This is a genomic window from Streptomyces sp. NPDC052114 (assembly GCF_040680155.1).
Lineage (GTDB): Bacteria > Actinomycetota > Actinomycetes > Streptomycetales > Streptomycetaceae > Streptomyces.
Map to the genome: position 1 here is coordinate 350,638 of NZ_JBFAWC010000007.1, position 26,045 is coordinate 376,682.

The following is a 26,045-nucleotide window of genomic DNA, read 5'->3' on the forward strand; positions in this document are numbered from 1 at the left end:
GCGCCGAAGCGCGAGGACAACTATACCCAACCTCGCTCGCGTGCGAGACGCACTGCGGCATGACGGTTCTCCGCACCGATTTTCGTGGCCGCGGAGGACAGGTAGTTGCGGACGGTCCCCTGGGACAGCGCGGCCCGTTCGGCGATCTCCGCGACCGGCGCCCCGTCGGCGGCGAGTTCGAGCACCTCGGCCTCGCGGGCGGTCAGCGGGGAGTCCCCGGCGGAGATCGCGTCGGCCGCCAACTCCGGGTCCACGTAACGGTTTCCGGCGTGCACGGTGCGGATGATCTCGGCGAGCGTCTGGGCGCTGACGGTCTTCGGGACGAAGCCGCGCACCCCCACCGCGAGGGCCCGCTTGAGATGCCCCGGTCTGCCGTGACTCGTCACGATCATGGTGCGGCAGTCGGGGAGTTCGTCGCGCAGGGATGTGGCGACACTCACACCGTCGGCGCCCGGCATCTCCAGATCGAGCACCGCGACATCGGGCCGGTGGGCCCGCGCCATGGCGAGCGCCTCGGGTCCGGACGCGGCCTCGGCGACCACGACGAGATCGTCCTCCAGCGCGAGCAGGGCGGCGAGCGCCCCTCGGATGAGGTGCTCGTCGTCGGCGAGCAGTACGCGAAGGCTCACACCGCCACCTCTTCGTCCGGTTCCTCGTGCCGCTCCCGGCGGGAGCGGTCCTTCCGCGCGGTGGTGCCGGGCACTTCCACGGTGAGCCGGAACACCCCGTCGGCCGCCCCGAAGTCCAGCGTGCCGTCCACGGCGGCCAGCCGCTCGCGCAGCCCCGCGAGCCCCGACCCCCGCCCGCCGGGCGCGGTCTCGGGCGCCCCGTCGTTCTCCACGACCAACGTCGTACGCTCCTCGCTCTTCGTCAGAGTGATCTCGCACCGCCGCGCGTCGCCGTGCCGCAGCACGTTCGTCGCCGCCTCGCGCACGGCCCAGCCGAGCGCCGACTGCACGGGGGTCGCGAGCCCCGCCGCCGACCCGGTCAGCCGGCAGTCGATGCCCGCCGCCTCCAACACGCCCTGCGCACCGGCGAGTTCCGCCCCGAGGTCGACCTCACGATAGCCGCGTACGACTTCGCGGACCTCCCGCTGCGACTCCTGGGCGATGCGCTGCACCTCGACCATCTGGTCCACCGCCTCCGGCCGCCCGCGCCGGGCGAGCTGCACCGCGAGCTCGCTCTTGAGCGCGATGACGGCGAGGTTGCGCCCCATCACGTCGTGCAGGTCCCGCCCGAACCGCAGCCGCTCCTCGGCGACCGCGAGCCGCGCCTCGACCTCACGGGCCCGGTCGGCCTCCCACATCGCGGAGAGCGTCCAGGCGCCGCAGCGCGAGGACAGCAGCGTGATGAGGCAGCCGAAGGCGATGAGGACGCCGATCCCGACGAGGTGCCTGCCGCGCACCCCGACGGCGGCGAAGGAGCCGACGACCACGGCGTCGACCAGCGCGAAGCGCAGGACGAAGTCCCGGATGGGGACGGCGAAGGCGAGCGACTGGCCGAACGGCACCGTCAGATAGAGCGCGACGAAGTTGATCATTCCGTCGTCGACGCCGCCCACGGCCTGGAGGGCGAGGGCGAACCCCAGCGTGACGGCCATGAGGGCGGTGCTCACGACGAGGTCGCGGCGCGGCATCGGGGCCCGCTTGAGGTAGTGGTCGAGGGAGCGCTGCTGCGTGCGGTTGACGTGCACGCCCTGCACGGCGGCCGCCGCGATCATGCTCCAGCCGAGGAGCTGCGCGGCCGCGTCGTGGTGCAGGCTCAGGGCGGTCGGCAGCGAGCCCCAGCTGAGGAAGAAGACCCAGGGCATCGCGTACCAGACGGCCAGGCTCTGCCATTCGACCTTCTCGATCTTGCTCCGCGCGTGCCAGCCGCGCTGCCAGGCTCGCATCCGGCCGACCACGTACGTCGCCTCCCTCAGTGCCGGGGTCCTCGGTGGCACCCCCGTCAGTGCCGGGGTTCCCACCGGAACCACCGTCGTACAGCAAACACCGCGAGCAGGGTCCAGGCCACCGCCGTCACGATCGCGCGCAGCGTGTCCCCGGAGGAGAGCGTGCCGGCCCAGCCGCCGCGGATCAGCTCGACGACCGGGGTGAGCGGGAGCACCTGGCAGACGGAGGCGACCTTGTCGGGCAGGACCTCGAGCGGGACGAAGAGGCCGGAGCCGATCATCGAGACGAAGATCAACGGCAGGCTCATGACCTGCGCGGACTCGGTGGAGCGGCTGAAGCTTCCGGTGACGGCCGCCAGCGCGGCGAACATCACGATGCCCAGGGCGACGCCGAGCACGACGAGGTGGGGTGCGCTCGGCGCCCCGGTGTCGAGCACCATCGCGCAGCCCACGGCGAGGATCAGGCTCTGTACGACGCCGATGGCGACGGACGGCAGCGCGGCGCCCGCCAGGATCTCGTTGTCCCGCAGCTCGCCGGTGCGCAGCCGCTTGAGCACGAGCTCCTCGCGCCGGGCGGCGTAGACGGCGGTCAGCGCGGAGTACACGGCGAAGAGCAGCGAGAAGCCGAGGGCCGTCGGCAGCACGACGGTGCCGACGTCGAGGCCGGTGCCCTTCAGGTCCATGTCCTTGGTGGCCTGCTTCATGCTGACCGGGATGATGAACGGCACGAACAGCGCCGCGAACAGCGTCCCCTTGTTGCGCACGAGGAGCGTCGCCTCGGCGCGGGCCAGCGCGCCCATGCGCCGCGCCGGGGTGGTCACAGCCGTGGTGCTCATACCGCCATCTCCTTCCGGGCGGGGCGCCCGGCGGGGCCCTCGTCCGTTCCGCTCTCCGCTTCCTTGGCGATCCGCAGGAACGCCTCCTCCAGCGAGGCCGCCCGCACATCGAGCCCGCCGAGCTCGACCCGCGCGTCCCGGGCCCACAACAGCAGCCCGGTGGCAGTGCGTTGGAGTTCGTTCGTACGCAGCCGGATCCGGCGGCCCGTCGTCTCGTGCCCGGTCACACCCAGCTCGGCGAGCGGCGGCAGGTCTCCGGCGAAGTACCCCTCGGGCAGTTCGAAGGAGACGTGCGAGGGCTGTGCGGCGACCACGTCCGCGACGCTCCCCTCGGCGGCGATGCGGCCCTCGTGCAGGATGGCGAGCCGCTCGGCGAGCTGCTCGGCCTCTTCGAGGTAGTGCGTGGTGAGCAGCACGGTCGTGCCGTTGTCGCGCAGCGTGCGGACCAACTCCCAGGTCTCGCGCCGCCCTTCGGCGTCGAGGCCGGTGGTCGGCTCGTCGAGGAAGAGCACCTCGGGCCGGCCCATCAGGGCCATCGCGAGGTCGAGCCGTCGCTTCTCGCCGCCGGAGAGCTGCTTCACGCGGACACCGGACCGCTTGCCGAGCCCCACGATGTCCAGCGCCTCGGGGACGGGCATCGCCCCGCTGGTGCAGCCGGCCCACATCCGCGCGGTCTCCGCGACCGTCAACTCGGCGGGGAAGCCGCCCTCCTGGAGCATGACGCCGATGCGCGGGCGTACGGCGGACCGCTCGGTGTACGGGTCGTGCCCGAGCACCCGGATCCGTCCCGCGGCCGGTGCGGCGAGCCCTTCGAGGAGCTCGACGGTGGACGTCTTTCCGGCGCCGTTGGTGCCGAGGAGGGCGAACAGCTCGCCGCGTCCCACGGAGAAGGAGATCCCCCGTACGGCCTCGAACCCTCCTCCGTACACGCGCCGGAGATCGGTCACGTCGATCACTTGGTCTGTCATGACGTCAGCGTCCCCCGGCGCGGGGCGCCGCAGCAGTGCGGGCTGTCACCGGCGCGTATGACAAATGTCAGGGGGGTCACCCGGTGCCACCTGGGGCGATGCCCCGGAGCACGACATGAGAAAGGCCCCGGTCGAATCGACCGGGGCCTCTCATCTGGAGCGAACGACGAGGTTCGAACTCGCGACCTCAACCTTGGCAAGGTTGCGCTCTACCAACTGAGCTACGTTCGCATTGCCTCCGACCAGCTCTCACTGATCGGCGCGAGCACCAGCCTACCGCAACCAGAGGACTGGTCCGTAAGCGATGCGGAGCGGGTGACAGGAATTGCACACTGCGCCTTCCCCCTGGAAGGGGGATGTTCTACTACTGAACTACACCCGCACGACTCCGTGGGGTTCGGCTTTTCGGCCTGGCCCCTCGGCGTGCTCCAGACTCTAGCTGACCGGCGGGGGTGCAGCGCAAGTCGGTTGCCGCGAGGGGCCGCCCGGCCGGGTGTCGTACGAGGTCGGCGCGGGGCGGAGCGAGGCCGGCTCGGGTCCGGCCCCGGGTCCGGCGCGAGGTCAGTTGGCCGCCTCGAAGGCCTCGTAGACCTTCTTCGGGATGCGGCCGCGGGGCGGGATGTCCATCTGGTGCGAGCGGGCCCAGGCGCGGACCGCCGAGGGGTCGGGGGTCACGGCCGTGTGCCGGAACACCTTCCCGGACTTCGCCTGCTTGCGGGCCGCCTCCAGGTACGGGGCAAGTGCCGTGCGCAGTTTCTTGGCATTGGTTTGATTGAGGTCGATCTCGTACGACTTGCCGTCAAGACCGAACGCGACCGTTTCCGCCGCTTCCCCGCCGTCGATGTCGTCAAAGAGAGTGACCACGACACGCTGCGCCACGAATATCGGTCCCTTCGTGCGGCTCTACCGCGTTGACGTGCGGAGATGCCGACTGTCCGGCTGTTTTGGGGCAAAGTATCGACTATTGCCATTTCCTTTGTACAGTGCCCGGCATTGAATTGGGAAGCCCGCCCGAATACCTCCGCGTGTCCAGCGTGATTGCCGATCCGTGATCTTTTCCTGGATTCTTCGTGAAGGTGCCCCGTTCGAAACCTGTTTGGTCACCGGAACGTGACCGTCATCTCGTAGGTTGCTACGAATCTACGCGAGTAGAAATTTTGTGCCGGTAGTCTGAAGGAACCTGCTCAGCACACCGCAAGCAGCACACGCCAGCACCACACACCGGGAGTGCCAGTGGCACGCGTCGTAGTCGACGTCATGCTCAAGCCGGAGATCCTCGACCCCCAGGGCCAGGCGGTGCAGCGTGCACTGCCGCGCCTCGGTTTCCAGGGCATCTCCGACGTACGTCAGGGAAAGCGCTTCGAACTCGAGGTGGACGGGCCGGTCGACGACGCCGCCCTCGCCCGTATCCACGAGATGGCGGAAACCTTCCTCGCCAACACGGTGATCGAGGACTTCGTCGTAAAGGTCGAAGACGCCGAAGGCTCCGAGAAGGTGGCGGGGGCCGCGAAGTGACCGCTCGAATTGGAGTCGTCACTTTCCCGGGAACCCTCGACGACCGCGACACCCAGCGCGCCGTCCGGGTCGCAGGCGCCGAAGCCGTGCCGCTCTGGCACAAGGACAAGGACCTCAAGCAGGTCGACGCCGTGGTGCTGCCCGGTGGTTTCTCCTACGGCGACTATCTGCGGGCCGGCGCCATCTCGCGTTTCTCCCCGGTGATGGAGTCCGTCGTCGAGCAGGCGAAGGCCGGAATGCCGGTCCTCGGCATCTGCAACGGCTTCCAGGTGCTCACCGAGACGCACCTCCTGCCCGGCGCGATGCTGCGCAACAACCACCTGCACTTCATCTGCCGTGACCAGAAGCTGCGCGTGGAGAGCGACCGGACCGCCTGGACCGCCGACTACACCGTCGGCCAGGAGATCTCCGTCCCGCTCAAGAACATCGACGGCCGGTACGTCGCCGACGAGCGGACGCTGGACATGCTGGAGGCCGAGGGCCGCGTCGCCTTCCGCTACCTCGACATGAACCCCAACGGCTCGCTCCGTGACATCGCCGGCGTCACGAACGAGGCGGGCAACGTCGTCGGCCTCATGCCGCACCCCGAGCACGCCGTGGAGCCGCTGGTCGGGACCGGCCGCACCGACGGCCTCGGATTCTTCACCTCGATCCTGAAGAACCTCATGAACAGGGCCAACGCCTGATGACTCTGGACACCGTCAAGCACGCGGCCGAGACGCCCGACGTCAAGCTGCCCTGGGCCGAACTGGGCCTGAAGGAAGACGAGTACGCGCGCGTCCGCGAGATCCTCGGCCGCCGCCCGACCGGCGCCGAGCTCGCCATGTACTCCGTCATGTGGTCCGAGCACTGCTCGTACAAGAGCAGCAAGGTCCACCTGCGCCAGTTCGGCGAGAAGGCTCCCGAGAACGACGCCATGCTCGTCGGCATCGGCGAGAACGCCGGCGTCGTCGACGTCGGCCAGGGCTACGCGGTCACCTTCAAGGTCGAGTCGCACAACCACCCCTCCTACGTCGAGCCCTACCAGGGCGCGGCCACCGGTGTCGGCGGCATCGTCCGCGACATCATCGCGATGGGCGCCCGCCCGGTCGCGGTCGTGGACCCGCTGCGCATGGGCGACGCGCACCACCCCGACACCAAGCGCGTGCTCCCCGGAGTCGTCGCGGGCATCGGCGGCTACGGCAACTGCCTGGGCCTGCCCAACATCGGCGGCGAGCTCGTCTTCGACGCCTGCTACCAGGGCAACCCGCTGGTCAACGCCGGTGCCATCGGCGTGATGCGGCACGAGGACATCCACCTCGCGAAGGCGTCCGGGCCCGGCAACAAGGTCATCCTGTACGGCGCCCGCACGGGCGGCGACGGCATCGGCGGCGCCTCGATCCTGGCCTCCGAGACCTTCGACGACAGCAAGCCGTCGAAGCGTCCGGCCGTCCAGGTCGGCGACCCCTTCCAGGAGAAGCTCCTCATCGAGTGCACCCTGGAGGCCTTCGCCGAGAAGCTCGTGGTCGGCATCCAGGACCTCGGCGCGGCCGGGCTCTCCTGCGCGACCTCCGAGCTGGCGTCCAACGGCTCGGGCGGCATGCGCGTCGAGCTGGACGACGTGCCGCTGCGCGACTCCACGCTCACTCCCGAGGAGATCCTCATGAGTGAGTCGCAGGAGCGCATGTGCGCCGTCGTGGAGCCCGAGAAGGTCGACCGCTTCCTGGAGATCTGCGAGAAGTGGGACGTCATCGCCACCGTCGTCGGTGAGGTGACCGACGGCGACCGCCTGGAGATCTTCTGGCACGGCGAGAAGATCGTCGACGTCGACCCGCGCACGGTCGCGCACGACGGCCCGGTCTACGAGCGTCCCTACGCCCGTCCGTCCTGGCAGGACGCCCTCCAGGCCGACGACGCGAACAAGCTGGCCCGCCCGGCGAACGCGGACGAGCTGCGCGAGCAGGTCCTCAAGCTGGTCGCCGCCCCGAACCAGGCCGCGAAGTCCTGGGTCACCGACCAGTACGACCGTTTCGTGCAGGGCAACACCGTGCTCGCGCAGCCCGAGGACTCCGGGATGATCCGGGTCAACGAGGAGACGGGCCTCGGCGTCGCCATCGCCACCGACGGCAACGGCCGGTTCGCGAAGCTCGACCCGTACAAGGGCGCCCAGCTCGCGCTCGCGGAGTCGTACCGCAACGTCGCCGCGTCCGGCGCCAAGCCGCTCGCGGTCTCGGACTGCCTGAACTTCGGCTCGCCCGAGGACCCGGACGTCATGTGGCAGTTCGCCGAGGCCATCCGCGGCCTCGCGGACGGCTGCCTGGAGCTGGGCACCCCGGTCACCGGCGGCAACGTCTCGCTCTACAACCAGACGGGCGAGGCGGCGATCCACCCGACGCCGGTCGTCGCGGTCCTCGGTGTGATCGACGACGTCGCCCGCCGCACGCCGATCGCCTTCAAGGAAGAGGGCCAGCTCCTCTACCTGCTCGGCGAGACGCGCGAGGAGTTCGGCGGCTCGGCCTGGTCGCAGGTGGTCCACGGCCACCTCGGCGGTCTGCCGCCCGAGGTCGACCTGGCGCGCGAGAAGCTGCTCGCCGAGATCCTGATCTCGGCCTCGCGCGACGGCATGATCGACGCCGCGCACGACCTGTCGGACGGCGGTCTCGTGCAGGCCGTCACCGAGTCCTGCCTGCGCGGCGGGCAGGGCGCGCGCCTGGTCGTGCCGGACGGTCTGGACGCGTTCACGCTCCTCTTCTCCGAGTCGGCGGGCCGCGCGGTCGTGTCCGTGCCGCGCAGCGAGGAGCTGCGCTTCACCGACATGTGCGGGGCGCGGGGTCTGCCCGTCACGCGCGTCGGTGTCGTGGACGGCGACGCGGTGGAGGTCCAGGGCGAGTTCACGCTGCCGCTGAGCGAGCTCCGCGAGGCGCACGAGGCGACGCTGCCGGGGCTCTTCGCCTGACGGTTCCTGTCGCGGCCCCCGTTCGGACCTGGTCCGGGCGGGGGCTTCGTCGTGTCCGGGGGCGTGCGGCGTGCGCGGGCGGTGCTCGCGGATCGAGGGTTGCACGGGATTACGTAATTACGTAATCTCGCACTCATGGAGCTGGAAGAGCGCGTCGCCGAGCTGGAGCGGCGCATGGCCGAGCTGGAGGGCGCGCGCACCGCGCCCGTGCCCGCCACCGGCGAGGGCGACTTCTGGGCCCTCGAAGGGCTGAAGGCGAAGTACCCCGAGGACGAGGTGCCGGACGGCGTCGTCGTGTTCACCGGCTCGGTGCGGCTGCCGACGGGCCAGCGGTACGAGTGGCAGTACGGCCACACCACCGAGCAGCTCCTCGCGGGCGAGAGCGGGGGCGCCGACGAGGGCGCGGGGGAAGGGGAGGGCGCCGGTGCCGACTGGGGGGAGACCGCCGAGTCGCTCGCCGCGCTCGGCCACCCCGTGCGGCTGCGGCTGCTCCGCGAGATCCTCGGCGGTCGCCGCACCGCCGCCGACCTGGCCGCCCTCGACGACGTCGGCACGACCGGCCAGATCTACCACCACCTGCGCCAGCTGACCGGCGCGGGCTGGCTGCACACCAAGGGGCGCGGCCGGTACGAGGTGCCGGCGGGACGGGTGGTGCCGCTGCTCGTGGTGCTGTCCGCCACGCGCCCGTAAGCACGTCCGGGGGACCGCGCAGCCGCGTAGCCGCGCGATCGAGGCGGGACCGCACGACAGCGCCACCCCACGACCGCGGCGGGACCGCACCCACCGCAGCACCGCGCCACCGCACGACCGAGGCAAGACCGCACTACCGCAGGGGGAACCACCATGTCCGCACGTCAGCGCAAGTTCGCCGCGACGCTTCAGCGCCTGCTGCTGCTCTACATCGCGGTCCACCTGGCCGTCGACCTCACCGTGGGCCTGCCCTATCCCTCCTGGGTCGGCGTGGTCGCCGCCGCCCTGGTGTTCGGCCTCGGCTTCGTCCTCGGCCGCTCGGCCCGCCGCGCGTTCGAGGCCGCCGGGTCCCCGGCCCCCGTCGAGATCGACCCGCCGGTCACCGGCCGCTGGTCCGCGCTGAACAGCCCCGCCGACAAGGTGCCGAGCCACGGCACGCACGGCTTCGGGCAGACCTACGCCATCGACATCGTCGCCGAGCCGGCGGAGGGCCTCACCCGGCCCGCGTTCGCCTGGCTGTGGCCGGTCGCGCGGCGCAACCGCGCCTTCCCGGCCTTCGGGGCGCCGCTGCTGGCCGTCGCCGACGCGACCGTCGTACACGCGGAGGACGGCCAGCGGGACCACCTCAGCCGCAACTCCCTGCCCGGAGTCCTCTACTTGATGGTCGGCGAGGGCTTCGGCAGGTCGATGGGCGGCGCCCGCCGCATCGTCGGCAACCACGTCGTCCTCGACCTCGGAGAGGGGACGTACGCCGCGTACGCGCACGTCCGGCAGGGCTCGCTCGCCGTGCGGGCCGGCGACAAGGTCCTCGCGGGTCAGGTGCTCGGCCAGTGCGGCAACTCCGGCAACTCCACCGAGCCGCACGTGCACTTCCAGCTGATGGACGGGCCCGACCTGGACACGGCACGGGGCATCCCCTTCACCTGGCGCGGCGTCGGCGTGCCCGCGAACCGCGAGGTCTTCACGGCCGGGGAGGCCGCGGGCGTCACGGCCACCGGGGAAGCCGCGGCGTAAGCCCCGTCGCGGGCGGCGTACAGTGCGGAAATGGCTGAGGAACGTCTGGGGCTGCGCGAGCGCAAGAAGCGGCAGACCGCGACGCGGATCTGGCGGACCGCGCTCGACCTCTTCCTTGAGCGCGGCTTCGACAGGGTCTCCGTCGCGGAGATCGCCGCGGCGGCCGAGGTCTCGAAGGTGACGGTCTTCAACTACTTCGGCACCAAGGAGGACGTGCTCCTCGGCCCGATCGAGGAGCACGTCGCCGACGCGGCCGACGCGGTGCGCCACCGGGCGCCCGGCGAGTCCGCGGTCGACGCGCTGCGCCGGCAGTTCCTCGCCAAGGTCGCCGAGCGCGACCCCTCGATCGGCCTCTCCGACGATCCGCGCCTGCTCCAGCTTCGCCAGCTCATCAGCGACACCCCCGCGTTGGCGCGCCGCACCCTGATCTTCCAGATGCGCGGCGTCGAGCTGCTCGCCGAGGTCCTCGCCGAGGAGACCGGCGACCGGCTCCTCGCGGGCGTCGCCGCCCACCAGCTCCTGGCCGCGCGCGACGCGGTGATCCTGGAGAACCACCGCAGGCTCCTCGCGGGCGCCACCGCGGACGACATGGCCGACGACTGCGCGGCCCTCGCCGAGCGCGCCTTCGACCTGGTCGAAAAGGGACTGCAGGGGTATCCGGCGAAGCCCTAGGCTCGGCACCATGCCACCGGCCAAGAAGCGCACGCGCGCGTACGACTCCGCCAAGATCCGCACCGCCGTGCTCGCCCAGTACGGCAACGTGCGGGAGGCGGTCCGCACCCTCACCCCCGAGCAGCTCGCCCGCCCCACGCGCCTCGGCGACTGGACCGTACGCGAACTGGCCGCGCATCTGACGATGGTGCTCGCCACCGTCCACCGCTACCTCGGCATGCCGGAGCCCGACCGGCACGAAGTCGCCCTCCTGGACTGGCCGTTCGCCACCGTGACCGTCGCCGGACAGGTCGACGAGGACACCCGCGCGCTCGCCGACGGCGCCGATCTGGACGAGCTGTTCGCGCGGACGCTCGCCGGCGTCGAGGAGTCCCTGCCCGCCGCGCCGGACGACCGCCTGGTGCCGTCCCGCGTCGGTGTCATGACCCTCGCCGACTTCCTGGTCACCCGGACCGTCGAACTCACCGTCCACACCGACGACTTGAACGACGCGGTGCCCGGCCTCGACGTCCCCCACGACCGGGGGACCCTGGCCGCCTGCACCCGACTGCTCGCCGACGCCCTCGCGGTGAAGGCGCCGGGCGCGTCGACCGAGGTGCGCGTCCCGCCGTACGCGGTCGTGCAGTGCGTGGAGGGACCCCGGCACACCCGAGGCACCCCGCCCAACGTCGTCGAGACCGACCCGCTGACGTGGATCCGCCTCGCGACGGGACGTACGGACTGGGCGACGGCGCTGGAGACGGCGCAGGTCAGCGCCAGTGGCGAGCGGGCCGACCTGGCGGGGCTGCTGCCGCTCATGGGCTGATCCGGCGGCGGGACGCGGGGGCCGACGGGGCGGACGACGGCCGCGGTGGGACGGCCCGATGGAACCGACACCCCCACTTGCTCCGTCACATCGCCATGCACACGCAGCGTCTGACCCTCACTCTGACCGCGCTGGCCTCCGCCGGGCTGCTGCTCACCGCATGCGGCACCGAGTCGGGAGCCGGCTCCGAAGGCGGCTCCGGTGGCCGATCCGTGGAGACCGAGCTGCCCCTGACCGGCGTCCGGTGGAACGTCGAGAGCCTCACCCTGGGCGGCAAGAAGCACGCTGCCCCCGAGGACGTCTACCTGAAGATCGGCAAGGACGGGCGGGCCGGCGGCAGCTACGGCTGCAACCGCGTCGGCTCCGACGTGTCGGTCAAGGGCGACACCGTGGACTTCGGCAAGCCGCTGACGACGAAGCGGGCGTGCACGGACGACGACCGCATGACGTTCGAGAAGCACTTCATGCGCGCTCTCGACACGCAGAAGTTCACCGCGAAGGTCACCGGTGACCGGATGACCCTCACCACCGCCAAGGGAGACCGCGTGGACCTCACCTCGCAGCCCGCCGAGCCCGACGCCCCGCTCACCGGCACCAAGTGGACGGTGAACGGCATCGGCGACGGCAAGGCGGCCGCGACCCTGCCGAAGGCTCTGGCGGACAAGGTCCATCTCACCTTCGGCGAGGACGGCAAGGTGCGCGGCAACCTCGGCTGCAACGACGTCACCGCGAAGGCCGAGAGCAAGGACGGCCGCATCACCTTCGGCGCCCCCGCGACCACCCGGAAGATGTGCCCGGGGGACGCGATGACGACCGAGCGCAAGCTGCTCAAGCTCTTCGGCGGGACGGCGCGCTACCAGGTCGAGCAGGACGCGCTGAAGCTCACCGCCGAGGACGGCACGGTGATCCTCGCGCAGGCCGCGAAGAAGTAGCCGCGCCGATCGGGCGGGCCACCCGGCTCAGGACCCCCCGTCCCGGGCCGGGTACGGCAGCAGTTCGCTGTCCGTCCGCTCCCACGCGGCCCGCAGCTCCGCGAGCAGCTCCGGCTCGGCGGCGGCCCGGTCGGCCTGCTCGCGCTGGTCGGCCGCGAGGTCGAACAGCTGGTCGGCGCCGCCCTTGCCCCGGTAGTACTTCCAGTTCCCGCGCCGCAGCGCCCGCTCCCCGCGCACCCGCCAGAACAGTTCGCGCTCCTTCACGCGGGCGCCCTTGAGCAGGTACGGGGCAAGGCTCGTGCCGTCCAGCGGGTACGCGGCGTGCGGCCGGGCCCCGGCGATCTCCAGGAGCGTCGCCGTCCAGTCCGGCGTGTAGACGGGCTCGTGGCTGACCTGCCCGCCGTCGAGCCGGGCGGGCCACCGCACGATGGTCGGCACCCGTATCCCGCCCTCCTGGAGCGAGCTCTTGTTGCCGGACAGCGGCCAGTTGTACGAGAAGCGCTCGCCGCCGTTGTCGGAGGCGAAGAACACCAGCGTGTCCCGCTCCTGGCCCGACTTCCTCAGCGCGCGCAGCACCTCGCCGATCGACCGGTCCAGGTCCTGCACCATCTCCGTGTACTTCTCGACGGAGCCGCCGTCCTGGTGCCAGAGCGCGCCCTTCTGGCCCGCCTTGATCCGGCGGACGATCTCGGCGCTCTCCTCCTCGTCGCCGTCCGCGATCCACGGCCAGTGCGGGGTGGTGAAGTTGAGGTTGAGCAGCCAGGGCTGGTCGCCGTGGTCGCGCCGCACGTACTCACCGGCGCGCTCGGTCAGGATGCGCGTGTAGTACCGCAGGTCCTTGTACGCGGCGTCGCCCTCCCGGACGTCGCCCGCGTAGAGGTCGTACTCGCCGCCGAGCCCCAGCTTCGAGTAGTACTCCAGGGCCCCGCCGAAGTTCCCGAAGAACTCGTCCCAGCCCGACTTGGTGGGGGAGTAGTCCGGCAGATACCCGCAGTGCCACTTGCCGATCAGCGCGGTCGCGTACCCGGCGTCGCGCAGCAGCGAGGCGAGCGTGGGGTGCGTCGGTTCGAGCCCCACGGACTTGTCCGCGATCGGCTCGGCGAGCCCGCCCTTCGTACGCCCGGGGAAGCGCCCCGTGTACAGGCTGAAGCGGGTGGGCGAGCAGGTCGCGGACCCGGAGTAGGCGTCGGTGAACCGCACGCCCTGGCGGGCGAGCCGGTCCAGGTTCGGGGTCTTGATGTGCGGCGATCCGTAGGACGAGAGATCGGCCCAGCCGAGGTCGTCCCCGAGGATGAAGAGGATGTTGGGCCGCTTGGCGCGGCGGTGCGGGGCGGCCTCGAACGGCTTCTCCCGTACGGGGGTCTGGGCCGCCGCCTCGGCGGCGGGCAGCCCGATCGCGGCGGTGGCCGCGGAGGCGCCGACGACGCCGCCGAAGGCGCGCCGGGACAGCGGGGATGCGGGACGGGACACGGGGGCGCTCCTGAACGGGGCACGGCGCACCACGGCGGCACGGGCCCGAAGAGAGACGGGAGAGGGAGAGGATCCGTCGGGAATTCGTCGTGAATACGTCGGAAATCCGGCGGGAAAGTGCGGTGAAAGCGGCGAAAAAGGGGTGCTCAGGCAGCGCGACGACAGATGGCGCTCGCGACACGGACCAGGTCGACGTGGCGGCGCTCCACGAGTGTGACCTTCGGGTCACCGAGGGGCTGCATGGGCCAGGAGCCTGACCGAGCCTTCGTGTACGTGTCAACGAAACGGCCCGCCTGTTCACACGGGCTTCGTACTCCGCGCGCGCCCCGGCGGCCCCTCGCCCGCACGCCCCGGGCGCCCCTTGGGCCGACCGCCGTCACGATCACGGTCCGTGCAGGTTCCGTATCCCCAATTCGGACCAGTGGTCGATCTCGCCTACACTCGGTGCCGTGCCACGTGGTGACGGTCGACTCAATCACGATCTGCTCCCCGGCGAGAAAGGCCCCCAGGACGCGTGTGGCGTCTTCGGTGTCTGGGCTCCGGGCGAAGAGGTCGCAAAGCTCACGTACTTCGGGCTCTACGCCCTCCAGCATCGGGGTCAGGAATCCGCGGGAATCGCGGTCAGCAACGGCTCCCAGATCCTCGTCTTCAAGGACATGGGCCTCGTGTCCCAGGTCTTCGACGAGACCTCTCTCGGATCACTCCAGGGTCATATCGCGGTCGGTCACGCCCGCTACTCGACCACCGGAGCCTCCGTCTGGGAGAACGCCCAGCCGACGTTCCGTGCGACCGCGCACGGCTCCATCGCGCTCGGGCACAACGGCAACCTCGTCAACACGGCCCAGCTCGCCGAGCTGGTCGCCGAACTGCCCAAGGAGAACGGCCGCGCGACGCAGGTCGCCGCGACCAACGACACCGACCTGGTGACGGCGCTCCTTGCCGGACAGACGGACGACGACGGCAAGCCGCTGACCATAGAGGAAGCCGCCGCCAAGGTCCTCCCGGACGTGCAGGGCGCCTTCTCCCTCGTCTTCATGGACGAGCACACGCTGTACGCCGCCCGTGACCCGCAGGGCATCCGCCCGCTGGTCCTCGGCCGCCTGGAGCGGGGCTGGGTCGTGGCGTCGGAGTCCGCGGCGCTCGACATCTGCGGCGCCAGCTTCGTCCGCGAGATCGAGCCGGGCGAGTTCGTCGCCATCGACGAGAACGGACTGCGAACGTCCCGATTCGCGGAAGCGAAGCCCAAGGGCTGTGTCTTCGAGTACGTCTATCTGGCGCGCCCCGACACGGACATCGCGGGCCGGAACGTCTACCTCTCGCGCGTCGAGATGGGCCGGAAGCTCGCGAAGGAAGCCCCCGTCGAGGCCGACCTCGTCATAGCGACCCCCGAGTCCGGCACCCCCGCCGCGATCGGTTACGCGGAGGCCTCCGGCATCCCCTTCGGCGCGGGCCTGGTCAAGAACGCCTACGTGGGCCGGACCTTCATCCAGCCCTCGCAGACGATCCGCCAGCTCGGCATCCGCCTCAAGCTGAACCCCCTCAAGGAAGTCATCAAGGGCAAGAAGCTGGTGGTCGTCGACGACTCGATCGTCCGCGGCAACACCCAGCGCGCCCTGGTCAAGATGCTCCGCGAGGCCGGCGCCGCCGAGGTCCACATCCGGATCTCGTCCCCGCCCGTGAAGTGGCCCTGCTTCTTCGGCATCGACTTCGCGACCCGCGCCGAGCTGATCGCCAACGGCATGACCATCGAGGAGATCGGCACGTCGCTGGGCGCCGACTCCCTCTCGTACATCTCCATCGACGGCATGATCGAGGCCACCACCATCGACAAGCCGAACCTCTGCCGCGCGTGCTTCGACGGCGAGTACCCGATGGAGCTGCCCGACCCCGAGCTGCTCGGCAAGCAGCTCCTGGAGACGGAGCTGGCGGCAGGCCCTGCCGCCACGGCAGCGGCCGACGCGATCCGTCGCCCGTAAGCCCCACGTAGTAACGACACGAAAGTTCTCACCCCTCATGTCTGAGACCACTGGTGCCAGCTACGCGGCCGCAGGCGTAGACATCGAAGCGGGCGACCGCGCCGTCGAGCTCATGAAGGAATGGGTCAAGAAGACCCAGCGCCCCGAGGTCGCGGGCCTCGGCGGTCTCGGCGGTTTCGCCGGCCTCTTCGACGCCTCCGCCCTCAAGCGCTTCGAGCGCCCGCTGCTCGCCTCGGCGACCGACGGCGTCGGCACGAAGGTCGACGTCGCCCGCCAGATGGGCGTGTACGACACCATCGGCCACGACCTCGTCGCGATGGTCATGGACGACATCGTCGTCTGCGGTGCCGAGCCGCTCTTCATGACCGACTACATCTGCGTGGGCAAGGTCCACCCGGAGCGCGTCGCCGCCATCGTGAAGGGCATCGCCGAGGGCTGTGTCCTCGCGGGCTGCTCGCTGGTCGGCGGCGAGACGGCCGAGCACCCCGGGCTGCTCGGCCCGGACGACTTCGACGTCGCGGGTGCCGGCACGGGCGCGGTCGAGGCGGACCGGCTGCTCGGCCCGGATCGCATCCGTAAGGGTGACGCGGTGATCGCCATGGCGTCGTCGGGTCTTCACTCCAACGGGTACTCGCTGGTCCGTCACGTGGTGTTCGACCGCGCCGGCTGGGCCCTGGACCGTGAGGTCGAGGAGTTCGGCCGCACGCTCGGCGAGGAGCTCCTGGAGCCCACCAAGATCTACTCCCTGGACTGCCTGGCGCTCACCCGCACCACGGACGTCCACGCCTTCAGCCACGTCACCGGCGGCGGCCTCGCGGCGAACCTCGCCCGGGTCATCCCGGACGAACTGCACGCGATCGTCGACCGCGGGACGTGGACCCCGGGCGCGGTCTTCGACGTGGTCGGCAGGACCGGTCAGGTCGAGCGCCTGGAGCTGGAGAAGACGCTGAACATGGGCGTCGGCATGATCGCGATCGTCCCCGAGGAGTCGGCGGACGCGGCGCTCACCACTCTCGCGGACCGTGGCGTGGAGGCCTGGGTCGCGGGCGAGATCACGGACCGTGGGGACCACGCGTCGGGCGCCGAGCTCATGGGCGACTACGCCAAGTAGGGCTGTGGTGCTGCCCCTCGGGGCAGCACAAAACCCGGTCCGGCGTGGTGCCCACCCCGGACCGGGTGAAGTGCAGTTGCTATGTGAACTGCGAATACTGCGTATGCAACGAGGTCAAGCGCCGCGGCGCTGCGACGACGGACCGGACTCGTCGTCCTCGTCCTCGTCGTCGTTATACAGATCCGCGTACTGGGCGTACGGGTCGTCTTCCTCGTCGTCGTCCTCGAACGGCTCGCCATTCGGCGGCTGTTGCGAAGTCGAAGCGCCCAGCTCATTGGCCAGACGCGACAGATCCGTCCCGCCGCTGCTGTACTTCAGCTGGCGGGCGACCTTCGTCTGCTTGGCCTTTGCCCGGCCGCGCCCCATGGCTCGACCCCCTCGGATACGGGGCTCGACGGCCCCAGAGTCTTGACACGCGTTCATGATCTGGAACGGGCTCTCCGTGGAGAGACCGGTCCGTAGGGCTTCCACGGTACCTGCTCCTGCGGCCATACGGTACGTCGCCCGCAGGACGCGCCTCGGCGCACAACCCGCGAGGAGCCCCGTCCTCGCTGGTCAACTGCGATTTTAACCTCTTCTTGTCGGGCGACCCGCCGACGGGGGTGAGTCTTGTCTCTCGTGTACGTCGACGGGGCCCTGTCAAAGCATCGCGTGTCGTCCCGGGGGTGGCCGGAAGGTCAGCGTCCGCGCGCCTCCGCCATCCGCTGCTCGGCGATCCTGTCGGCCGCGGCGGCCGGCGGAATACCGTCCTCCTTTGCGCGAGCGAATATGGCAAGCGTGGTGTCGAAGATCTTCGAGGCCTTCGCCCTGCACCGGTCGAAGTCGAAGCCGTGCAGCTCGTCGGCGACCTGGATCACGCCGCCCGCGTTCACCACGTAGTCGGGTGCGTACAGGATCGAGCGGTCGGCGAGGTCCTTCTCCACGCCGGGGTGCGCCAGCTGGTTGTTCGCGGCGCCGCACACCACCTGCGCGGTGAGCACCGGCACGGTGTCGTCGTCCAGGGCGCCGCCGAGCGCGCAGGGGGCGTAGATGTCGAGGCCCTCCAGACGGATCAGCGCCCCGGTGTCCGCGGCGACGCGCACCTGCGGGTGCTTGTCGGTGATCCGGCGCACCGACTCCTCGCGCACATCGGTGATCACGACCTCGGCGCCGTCCTCGATCAGGTGCTCCACGAGGTAGTGCCCGACCTTGCCGACGCCCGCGACGCCGACCGTGCGGCCGCGCAGGGTCGCCTCGCCCCACAGGTGCTGGGCCGAGGCGCGCATGCCCTGGAAGACACCGAAGGCGGTGAGCACGGAGGAGTCGCCGGCGCCGCCGTTCTCGGGGGAGCGCCCGGTGGTCCAGCGGCACTCGCGGGCGACGACGTCCATGTCGGCGACGTACGTGCCGACGTCGCAGGCCGTCACGTAGCGCCCGCCGAGGGAGGCGACGAAGCGGCCGTAGGCCAGGAGCAGGGCCTCGCTCTTGATCTGCTCGGGGTCACCGATGATCACGGCCTTGCCGCCGCCGTGCTCCAGGCCGGCCATGGCGTTCTTGTACGACATCCCGCGCGCGAGGTTCAGCGCGTCGGCGACGGCCTCTTCCTCGCTCGCGTACGGATAGAAGCGGGTGCCGCCGAGGGCGGGGCCCAGGGCGGTGCTGTGGAGGGCGATGACGGCCTTGAGGCCGCTGGCGCGGTCCTGGCAGAGCACTACTTGCTCGTGGCCCCCCTGGTCCGAGTGGAACAGGGTGTGCAGGACGCCGTTGTCTGCTGTGGTCACTGTGGTGACTCCTGGTCGAAGAGCGGCGGTTGGACGGGCTCCCGTAAGGGTGGCGGGCTCCCGCTGGGCATGAGAGTAGAGCGTGTCCACCGTCCTTGACCTCCCCATGCCGGGGATCACCCTCGCGCGGAGTACGAGCGGAGTATGGGTGGAGAGCGGGGCCGAGCGCGGACGGGGGCGGCGGAGTTCGGCCATGCCGCGCCGTGCGCTGCCTTCCGGGTTTTCCGGCCGGTACGCGGGGGAGGGAGGAGCCGTGCCCAAGGTGTCATCGGTGACGGTCCCGTACGCGTCCTACTTGCGTGTGTACGAGCCGTTGGCCGCTTTTCCCGAGCCGGAGCGCGGCCACTGGACGCGCTATGCCCGCCGCCCCGACCTTCCCTCCTACCAGGACGAACTCCGGCGCTCCCTGGCCGACTTGGTCCCCACCCCGCCCGTGCCGGTGCCCGTGCACGAGAGCAGCGACGCCTTCGTGGCGGAGGTCGACGGGGTGCTGTGCGTCTGCCCGTGGCGGACCCGGCTGCGCGGCTGGCAGGCACTGGAGGAGCTGGCGGAGCAGCTGCCCGCGCCGGTCCTGGACGCGGTGCTGCCGCCGGTGCTGCGCCGCCAGACGGCCGCGGACTACGAGCGGTGGCTGGCCCGCAACCCCGACGCCAGGCCCTGGATCCGCACCTCGACCTGGCAGGTGCCGCTGCACTGGTTCGTGCTCGTCTCGGACGAGGAGCGCAGCCACGAGAAGAGCGCGCCCGCGCTCAGGTACCGCACCCCGATGGTGCAGGCGCGGCGGCGGGTCGCGCGCGGTCTGCGGGCGCTGCGGGAGGCGCTGGACGAGGGGCCGCTGATCGACGGGCTCGTGGACGTCGGCCGGTGGCTGGAGGAGTTCCACCCGCGCTCGCTGGTCGAGCTGGACTACGGCGGGCTCGTGCACGCGCTGTCGGCCGACGAACTCGACGAGGACCACTCGGCGGCGGACGTCGCCGAAGGAATCGAGGCGCTGCGCGACGGCGACGGCGAGGCGGCCGGCGAGGCGTATGCGAGGCTCGTGGAGCGCTGGCGGGCGGTGCGGGACCTTCAGTACGCGAACTGAGGTCCGGCGGTTCGTCTTCCCGGGGCATGGGGCGTGGGTCACGCATGTCGCGGGTCCGTGGTCGCCCGGTGACGGGACGTAGGTCCCGATACGGGCTTTTGCCTCAAGCGTGACGGACCGCACTTACTGCGCCCTTGCGCCCATCGCCCCTCCTCGTGCCAAAATAGGACAAGGAGTCCGGGGAGGGCTCCTTCCGCCCAACTACGGGCGGATTGCTCAGCATTGCACTCTATGGGGGGTCTGTTGACTCCTGATCGCTCTGTGACTGATCGTCACTGTGGCGTGACTGTCCGCTATGGCATGGTCCATCGGCTTCCGTCGGTGATGAACACCTGGGAGGGCAATTCCATCGGTTTGGCCGACGCGGCTGGACGGATGGTGTAGTTGTAGTGCCGAGGACAAGCCGTTCGTCCTATAACCGACTCGACTCGCGTCCGCCATTTCGGGCAACGCGGGTCAAGGTGCAGAATTTAGAGGAATGAACCGAGAAGGTTCGGTTCTCCCGAGGAGGCCGCTCATGACCGCTCGCACCCCTGATGCCGAGCCGCTGCTGACCCCGGCTGAGGTCGCCACGATGTTCCGCGTCGACCCCAAGACGGTGACGCGCTGGGCCAAGGCTGGCAAGCTCACGTCGATTCGCACGCTCGGCGGTCACCGCCGTTACCGCGAGGCTGAGGTCCGCGCACTGCTCGCGGGTATCCCGCAGCAGCGCAGCGAGGCCTGAAGTACCGCTTAACCAGCAGTAACCCGCACAACTCGGACGAAGAGCACCACTACTGCCGGGTCCCCCAACCTGGCCGTACGTCCGACATATAGCTACACGCGACGAGGGTCCCGCCCCAACGGGATCCACGCCTGGGACACATGGGTGCGTCGTTCGATCGCGCTGGACTCCGCCGGGTCCAGCGCGATCTTTTTTGTGCGCCGAGGACGCGCTGGTGGGCGGGTCCGTGAGTGCCCTTGTTGGTCTCTGGGGAGTCCCCGAGGGGGGTGTGCGGTGAGTGCCGTAGGGGTCGTGCAATTGCACATATTAAATTGGCCCATTGTAGGAAGGGCGTAAGTTCCGGGGTTCCCAAAACTTGTTCGGTGACACCCGTCACATGTCGTGAATCTTGTTGCGCCCGATGCCCTTGCGCTAGAGGGGACTTGGCGCGCCGCGAGGTTCCACGACTCTCAGCCTCCCACTCACGGGGAGGGGTGCGCGCCAGCTTTGGTCATGCCTTGGGGGGACTTTCGTCCCCGCCCGTGTCGCCGTGGCCGCCGGGCTCGCCGGCCTCGCCGTCCGAGGCGTCCTGTACGGCGTTCTCCAGGACGAACGCGGCCTCGGACGTCTCGCGGTCGCCGGAGTCGCGCTGAGAGGGCTCCAGGGCGAGCCTCAGGAGCTGATGGCAGATCGGGCAGTGGCGCGTCAGGTGGCGGTAGCTGGTGGCTGCCGCGAGGTGTGCGCGAAGCAGGGCGCGCGTTTCATGCCGAACCGATGCCGATGAAGCAGACATGCGTCACCTCCAGGGGAGCCTCCCGCGGCTCCCTGCTGTCTGGGGTACCGGTGGAATGTGACGGAGTCAAGGTGCGGGCACCACAACGGGCCGCACCCCGGGCTGGGGCGCGGCCCGTACGCACGGCGCGCGTGGGACACGAGAAAGGGCCGCACCTTGCCGGTGCGGCCGTGCGGGAGGGAACGAAGAAGGGCCGCACCTTGCCGGTGCGGCCCTTCGTCATCACTGCGGTCCTGACGGGATTTGAACCCGCGGCCTCCACCTTGACAGGGTGGCGAGCACTCCAAACTGCTCCACAGGACCTTGCTGTGCTGCGCTGTGTTGATTACTGCGTTGCGCTGCGAGAAGGACTGTACAGCAGCTCGGGCCCGCCGGTCGAACTCACGCTGAGCGACGGGTCCGTCACGGCCCGACGGCTACGGCACGGCCGCGTCGATCGCCTTCACGATGCGCTTGTCCGAGACGGGATACGCCGTGCCGAGCGCGTGCGCGAAGTAGCTGACGCGGAGCTCCTCGATCATCCAGCGGATGTCCAGGACCTCCTGCGGTACGGGCCTGCCCTGCGGCATCTGCTCCAGCAGCCACAGGTACTCGTCCCGCATCTCGCGCACCTTCTCCATGCGCGTGGTGTCCCGCTGGACGTTCGTCGGCATCTGCTGGAGCCGGCGGTCCGCGGCCACCATGTACCGCATCAGGTCCGCCAGCCGCCGTAGGCCCGTCTCCGTCACGAAGCCCGGTTTGACGAGCGAGTTCAGCTGCTCCCGCACGTCCGCGAGGTTGGCGAGCAGCGCGGGGCTGTTCGTCGCCTTCAGACGGCGCTCACAGGCCTGCCAGGCGGCCAGCACCTGCTGGGTCTGCCCGACCGCCTTCACGGTCGTGTCGACGATCTCCGCGCGCACCTTGTCGAAGAGCTTGCGGTACGACTCCTCGTCCCAGACGGGCCCGCCGAAGTCCGCGATCAGCTTGTCCGCCGCGGCCGTCGCGCAGTCGTCGAAGAGCGCCTGCATGGAGCCGTGCGGGTTCGCCGAGAGGGCGAGCTTCTGCTGGTTGGACAGTTTGTCCGAGGCGAACTTGCCTGGGTTGACCGGGATATTGCGCAAGATCAGCCGACGGGTGCCGCGCCACATCGCCCGCGCCTGCTCCGCCTCGGTGTCGAAGAGGCGTACGGAGACCGTGTCGCCGTCGTCCACGAGCGCCGGGTACGCCTTCACCGGCTGGCCGGCCCTGCGCGTCTCGAAGACGCGCGTGAGCGTGCCGATGGACCAGTCCGTGAGGCCGCTGCGCTCGACCGCCGCGCCGCCCGACCGCTCCGCCGTCGCCGCGGCCGCCTGGGACAGCGCCTTGCGGGCCTTCGGCTTCAGCCGGAGCTTCAGGGCCTCCAGGTCCTTGTCCTCGGCGAGCTTGCGGCGCCGCTCGTCGGTGATCCGGAAGGTCACCTTCAAGTGGTCGGGCACGCGCGTCAGATCGAAGTCGTCCGGCGAGACCGGCACGCCGACCATCCGCTGGAGCTCGCGCGCGAGCGTGACGTGCAGCGGCTCCTGGAGGGGCACCGCCCGCTCCAGGAACGCCTTGGCGAAGTTGGGTGCCGGCACGTAGTTCCGCCGGATCGGCTTCGGCAGGGAGCGGATCAGCTCGATCACCACGTCCTCGCGCAGGCCCGGGATCTGCCAGTCGAAGCCCTCGTCCGTGACCTGGTTCAGGACCTGGAGCGGGATGTGGACGGTCACGCCGTCCGCGTCCGCGCCCGGCTCGAACTGGTACGTCACGCGGAACTTGAGCTGCCCCTGCCGCCACGAGTCGGGGTAGTCGTCCTTGGAGACGTCACCCGCCTTCTCGTTGATCAGCATCGACCGCTCGAAGTCGAGCAGTTCGGGCTCTTCCCGCTGCTTCTTCTTCCACCAGGAGTCGAAGTGCGCCCCCGACACGACGTCAGCGGGCACCCGCTGGTCGTAGAAGTCGAAGAGCGTCTCGTCGTCCACGAGGATGTCGCGGCGCCGGGCGCGGTGCTCCAGCTCCTCGACCTCGGTGAGGAGCTTGCGGTTGGCGGCGAAGAACTTGTGGTGCGTGCGCCAGTCGCCCTCCACCAGCGCGTTGCGGATGAACAGGTCGCGGGAGACCTCGGGGTCGATGCGGCCGTAGTTCACCTTGCGGTCGGTGACGATCGGGACGCCGTACAGCGTGACCTTCTCGATCGCCATCACGGCCGCCTGGTCCTTCTCCCAGTGCGGCTCGCTGTACGTCCGCTTCAGGAGGTGCTGGGCGAGCGGCTCGACCCACTCGGGCTCGATGCGCGCGTTGACCCGGGCCCACAGGCGCGAGGTCTCCACCAGCTCGGCCGACATGATGAAGCGCGGGGGCTTCTTGAAGAGCGCCGAGCCGGGGAAGACCGCGAACTTGGCGCCCCGTGCGCCCAGGTACTCGTTCCGCCCGCCGCGCTGCTTGGGGTCGCTGTCCTTGGACTCCTTCACGTCCTTCATCCCGATGTGGGAGAGCAGGCCGGACAGGAGCGAGATGTGGACGTGCTGCTCGGGGGCGTCGTCCTCGTTCAGATGGATGTCCATCTGCTTGGCGACCGTGCGCAGCTGCGTGTAGATGTCCTGCCACTCGCGGATGCGCAGGAAGTTCAGGTACTCCGCCTTGCACATGCGGCGGAAGGACGACGAGCCGCGCTCCTTCTGCTGCTCGCGGACGTACCGCCACAGGTTCAGGAACGCGAGGAAGTCGCTCGTCTCGTCCTTGAAGCGGGCGTGCTGCTGGTCGGCCTGCGTCTGCTTCTCGGCGGGGCGCTCGCGCGGGTCCTGGATGGAGAGCGCCGCGGCGATCACCATCACTTCGCGTACGCAACCGTTCTTGTCGGCCTCCAGGACCATGCGGGCCAGGCGCGGGTCGACCGGCAGCTGGGCCAGCTTGCGGCCCTGCGGGGTCAGGCGCTTGCGCACGTCCTTCTCCGCCGGGTTCAACGCGCCCAGTTCCTGGAGCAGTTGGACGCCGTCGCGGATGTTGCGGTGGTCCGGCGGGTCGATGAAGGGGAACTTCTCGATGTCGCCGAGGCCGGCCGCGGTCATCTGGAGGATGACGGAGGCGAGGTTCGTACGGAGGATCTCCGCGTCCGTGAACTCCGGGCGGGCCAGGAAGTCGTCCTCGCTGTACAGACGGATGCAGATGCCGTCCGACGTACGCCCGCAGCGGCCCTTGCGCTGGTTGGCGCTGGCCTGGCTGATCGCCTCGATGGGCAGCCGCTGCACCTTGGTGCGGTGGCTGTAGCGCGAGATGCGGGCCGTGCCCGGGTCGATGACGTACTTGATGCCGGGGACGGTCAGGGAGGTCTCGGCGACGTTCGTCGCCAGGACGATGCGTCTGCCCGTGTGCTGCTGGAAGACGCGGTGCTGCTCCGCGTGCGACAGACGGGCGTAGAGGGGGAGGACCTCGGTGAAGCGGTAGTTCTTCTTGTTCAGCGCGTCCGCCGTGTCGCGGATCTCGCGCTCGCCGGAGAGGAAGACGAGGATGTCGCCCTTGCCCTCGGCCTGGAGCTCCTCGACGGCGTCGGTGATCGCGGTGATCTGGTCGCGGTCCGACTCCTCGCTGTCCTCTTCGAGGAGCGGGCGGTAGCGCACCTCCACCGGATACGTCCGGCCGCTGACCTCGACGATCGGGGCGTCCCCGAAGTGCCGGGAGAACCGCTCGGGGTCGATCGTCGCGGAGGTGATGACGACCTTCAGGTCCGGGCGTCTGGGCAGCAGCTGGGACAGATAACCGAGCAGGAAGTCGATGTTGAGCGAGCGCTCGTGGGCCTCGTCGATGATGATCGTGTCGTACGCGCGCAGCTCGCGGTCCGTCTGGATCTCGGCGAGCAGGATGCCGTCCGTCATCAGCTTCACGTACGTGTCGGCGCCCACCTGGTCGGTGAAGCGGACCTTCCAGCCGACGGCCTCGCCCAGCGGCGTGTTCATCTCGTCGGCCACGCGCTCGGCGACCGTGCGCGCGGCGATGCGGCGCGGCTGCGTGTGGCCGATCATGCCGCGCACGCCCCGGCCGAGCTCCAGACAGATCTTGGGGATCTGCGTGGTCTTGCCGGAGCCGGTCTCGCCCGCGACGATCACGACCTGGTGGTCGCGGATCGCCTCGGCGATCTCGTCCTTCTTCTGGCTGACCGGGAGCGCCTCGGGATACGTGATCGCGGGCACGCGGGAGCCGCGCTCGGCCATCCGTGCCCCGGCCTTGTCCACGTCCGCCGCGATCTCGGCGAGGACGGCGGCGCGGGCCTCGGGCTTGCGGATCCGGCGCGCGCCCTCCAGCCGCCGGCCGATCCGGTGCTCGTCGCGCAGCGAGAGCTCGGACAGACGGGGGGCGAGGGCGTCGAAGGTGAGGGCGGGCTGCGTAGACATACGCCGTCCAGGATCTCACCCGCGCCTCGGCGGTGGCGAACCGATTTCTCTGGCGGGGCGCCGCGGCACGTACGCTTCTGGGCATGCTCTCCCGTGCGCGTACGCCGTGGCGCCCCCTTCTGGGGGTGCTGCTCGTCGTGCTCGGGGTGTTCTGCGCCGGGCCCGCGACGGCGGTGGCGGGCCCGTCAGGGGCCGTGGCGCCCGCGGTGACGGTGCCCGTGGCGCCCGCGGGCGACGACGCGCCCCTCGCCCAGGAGCCCGACGGTCACGGCGTGCCCGGCTGCGGCAAGGGCGGCCGGCAGGACGCCGACCACGTGCCGGGCACCCCGGCCCGCTCCGGAGCCTCGTACGAACTGCTTCCCGCGCTGTACGACGCGCACGCCGCGCCCGGCGCGTGGGGCGTCGACCAGGCCGTCCTCGCGATGGCACCGGGCCGTGCGCCGCCCGCGCTCGACCCGCCGTCGCCGATAGATCTCTCGATCCTGCGCGTGTAGGAGGCCCCTGA

General features: G+C 70.5%; 24 protein-coding genes and 3 tRNA genes. 13 read left to right on the forward strand and 14 right to left on the reverse strand.

All coding sequences use genetic code 11. The features are described from left to right. Positions 1–20: 20 nt before the first annotated feature. The 7 genes from AB0L89_RS18375 to AB0L89_RS18405 all read right to left on the reverse strand — a co-directional run bounded on the left by AB0L89_RS18375 (position 21) and on the right by AB0L89_RS18405 (position 4,574). Positions 21–629, reverse strand: a complete 609-nt coding sequence (locus tag AB0L89_RS18375) for a response regulator transcription factor (protein ID WP_365141915.1) — start codon at positions 627–629, stop codon at positions 21–23. Beyond that, positions 626–1,966, reverse strand: a complete 1,341-nt coding sequence (locus AB0L89_RS18380; protein WP_365141917.1) for a histidine kinase — start codon at positions 1,964–1,966, stop codon at positions 626–628. Before AB0L89_RS18380 ends, AB0L89_RS18375 begins: the two co-directional genes overlap by 4 nt. Next, on the reverse strand, positions 1,948–2,727 hold the full coding sequence (locus AB0L89_RS18385; RefSeq protein WP_365141919.1) for an ABC transporter permease: 780 nt from the start codon (positions 2,725–2,727) through the stop codon (positions 1,948–1,950). Before AB0L89_RS18385 ends, AB0L89_RS18380 begins: the two co-directional genes overlap by 19 nt. Further along, positions 2,724–3,695, reverse strand: a complete 972-nt coding sequence (locus AB0L89_RS18390) for an ABC transporter ATP-binding protein (protein ID WP_365141921.1) — start codon at positions 3,693–3,695, stop codon at positions 2,724–2,726. The genes AB0L89_RS18385 and AB0L89_RS18390 overlap by 4 nt, the downstream gene beginning before the upstream one ends. A 155-nt stretch (positions 3,696–3,850) precedes the next feature. Beyond that, positions 3,851–3,926 (reverse strand) — tRNA-Gly (locus tag AB0L89_RS18395). Positions 3,927–4,005: 79 nt separating this feature from the next. Beyond that, positions 4,006–4,077, reverse strand: a tRNA-Gly gene (locus AB0L89_RS18400). Positions 4,078–4,256: 179 nt separating this feature from the next. Continuing rightward, positions 4,257–4,574: an Lsr2 family protein gene (locus tag AB0L89_RS18405; RefSeq protein ID WP_365141923.1), complete on the reverse strand. Its 318-nt coding sequence runs from the start codon at positions 4,572–4,574 to the stop codon at positions 4,257–4,259. Between the two features lie 354 nt (positions 4,575–4,928). On the opposite strand from AB0L89_RS18405, the gene purS reads away from it, so the two are divergent. The 8 genes from purS (at position 4,929) to AB0L89_RS18445 (ending at position 12,258) form a co-directional block, all read left to right on the forward strand. After that, positions 4,929–5,210, forward strand: coding sequence for a phosphoribosylformylglycinamidine synthase subunit PurS (gene purS, locus AB0L89_RS18410; protein WP_365141925.1), 282 nt, complete (start codon positions 4,929–4,931; stop codon positions 5,208–5,210). Further along, on the forward strand, positions 5,207–5,896 hold the full coding sequence (purQ, locus tag AB0L89_RS18415; RefSeq protein WP_365141927.1) for a phosphoribosylformylglycinamidine synthase subunit PurQ: 690 nt from the start codon (positions 5,207–5,209) through the stop codon (positions 5,894–5,896). The genes purS and purQ overlap by 4 nt, the downstream gene beginning before the upstream one ends. Beyond that, positions 5,896–8,145, forward strand: a complete 2,250-nt coding sequence (purL, locus tag AB0L89_RS18420) for a phosphoribosylformylglycinamidine synthase subunit PurL (RefSeq protein WP_365141929.1) — start codon at positions 5,896–5,898, stop codon at positions 8,143–8,145. The genes purQ and purL overlap by 1 nt, the downstream gene beginning before the upstream one ends. 135 nt (positions 8,146–8,280) lie before the next feature. Continuing rightward, complete coding sequence (locus AB0L89_RS18425) at positions 8,281–8,835, forward strand: winged helix-turn-helix domain-containing protein (protein WP_365141931.1); 555 nt, start codon at positions 8,281–8,283, stop codon at positions 8,833–8,835. Positions 8,836–8,988: 153 nt separating this feature from the next. Next, entirely contained in the window at positions 8,989–9,849 is an 861-nt protein-coding gene (locus tag AB0L89_RS18430; protein ID WP_365141933.1) for a M23 family metallopeptidase, read from the forward strand. A gap of 30 nt (positions 9,850–9,879) precedes the next feature. Further along, positions 9,880–10,521 (forward strand): TetR family transcriptional regulator, encoded by a 642-nt coding sequence (locus tag AB0L89_RS18435; protein ID WP_365141935.1) that lies wholly within the window; start codon positions 9,880–9,882, stop codon positions 10,519–10,521. A 10-nt stretch (positions 10,522–10,531) separates the two neighbouring features. Beyond that, positions 10,532–11,326 (forward strand): sterol carrier family protein, encoded by a 795-nt coding sequence (locus AB0L89_RS18440; RefSeq protein ID WP_365141937.1) that lies wholly within the window; start codon positions 10,532–10,534, stop codon positions 11,324–11,326. Positions 11,327–11,421: 95 nt separating this feature from the next. Continuing rightward, entirely contained in the window at positions 11,422–12,258 is an 837-nt protein-coding gene (locus AB0L89_RS18445) for an META domain-containing protein (RefSeq protein WP_365141939.1), read from the forward strand. A gap of 27 nt (positions 12,259–12,285) precedes the next feature. Here the strand turns inward: AB0L89_RS18445 and AB0L89_RS18450 are convergent, their stop codons facing one another. Beyond that, positions 12,286–13,728, reverse strand: coding sequence for a sulfatase-like hydrolase/transferase (locus AB0L89_RS18450; protein ID WP_365141941.1), 1,443 nt, complete (start codon positions 13,726–13,728; stop codon positions 12,286–12,288). A gap of 146 nt (positions 13,729–13,874) precedes the next feature. Continuing rightward, a complete protein-coding gene (locus AB0L89_RS18455; RefSeq protein WP_365141943.1) occupies positions 13,875–13,970 on the reverse strand; it encodes a putative leader peptide in 96 nt (31 codons plus the stop codon). Positions 13,971–14,177: 207 nt separating this feature from the next. Between AB0L89_RS18455 and purF the strand changes: the two genes are divergently transcribed. After that, a complete protein-coding gene (gene purF, locus AB0L89_RS18460; protein ID WP_365141945.1) occupies positions 14,178–15,704 on the forward strand; it encodes an amidophosphoribosyltransferase in 1,527 nt (508 codons plus the stop codon). A gap of 37 nt (positions 15,705–15,741) precedes the next feature. After that, positions 15,742–16,815: a phosphoribosylformylglycinamidine cyclo-ligase gene (gene purM, locus AB0L89_RS18465; RefSeq protein ID WP_365141947.1), complete on the forward strand. Its 1,074-nt coding sequence runs from the start codon at positions 15,742–15,744 to the stop codon at positions 16,813–16,815. A gap of 114 nt (positions 16,816–16,929) precedes the next feature. On the opposite strand, the gene AB0L89_RS18470 is transcribed toward purM, so the two are convergent. Further along, a complete protein-coding gene (locus AB0L89_RS18470; RefSeq protein ID WP_361172967.1) occupies positions 16,930–17,181 on the reverse strand; it encodes a DUF3073 domain-containing protein in 252 nt (83 codons plus the stop codon). Positions 17,182–17,492: 311 nt separating this feature from the next. Next, complete coding sequence (locus AB0L89_RS18475; protein ID WP_365141949.1) at positions 17,493–18,575, reverse strand: Glu/Leu/Phe/Val dehydrogenase dimerization domain-containing protein; 1,083 nt, start codon at positions 18,573–18,575, stop codon at positions 17,493–17,495. A gap of 253 nt (positions 18,576–18,828) precedes the next feature. On the opposite strand from AB0L89_RS18475, the gene AB0L89_RS18480 reads away from it, so the two are divergent. Both AB0L89_RS18480 and bldC read left to right on the forward strand, forming a co-directional pair. Further along, on the forward strand, positions 18,829–19,659 hold the full coding sequence (locus AB0L89_RS18480; RefSeq protein ID WP_365141951.1) for a hypothetical protein: 831 nt from the start codon (positions 18,829–18,831) through the stop codon (positions 19,657–19,659). 517 nt (positions 19,660–20,176) lie between these two features. Continuing rightward, entirely contained in the window at positions 20,177–20,383 is a 207-nt protein-coding gene (gene bldC / locus AB0L89_RS18485; RefSeq protein ID WP_003949541.1) for a developmental transcriptional regulator BldC, read from the forward strand. Between the two features lie 490 nt (positions 20,384–20,873). Here bldC and AB0L89_RS18490 read toward each other — a convergent pair whose 3' ends face one another. The 3 genes from AB0L89_RS18490 to hrpA all read right to left on the reverse strand — a co-directional run bounded on the left by AB0L89_RS18490 (position 20,874) and on the right by hrpA (position 25,540). Further along, entirely contained in the window at positions 20,874–21,155 is a 282-nt protein-coding gene (locus AB0L89_RS18490; protein WP_365141953.1) for a DUF6274 family protein, read from the reverse strand. 228 nt (positions 21,156–21,383) lie between these two features. Further along, a tRNA-Asp gene (locus AB0L89_RS18495) sits at positions 21,384–21,458 on the reverse strand. Between the two features lie 113 nt (positions 21,459–21,571). Continuing rightward, positions 21,572–25,540, reverse strand: a complete 3,969-nt coding sequence (gene hrpA / locus AB0L89_RS18500; protein WP_365141955.1) for an ATP-dependent RNA helicase HrpA — start codon at positions 25,538–25,540, stop codon at positions 21,572–21,574. Between the two features lie 83 nt (positions 25,541–25,623). Here hrpA and AB0L89_RS18505 point away from each other — a divergent pair, with 83 nt between their 5' ends. Next, positions 25,624–26,034, forward strand: a complete 411-nt coding sequence (locus AB0L89_RS18505) for a hypothetical protein (protein WP_365141957.1) — start codon at positions 25,624–25,626, stop codon at positions 26,032–26,034. Positions 26,035–26,045 lie beyond the last annotated feature (11 nt).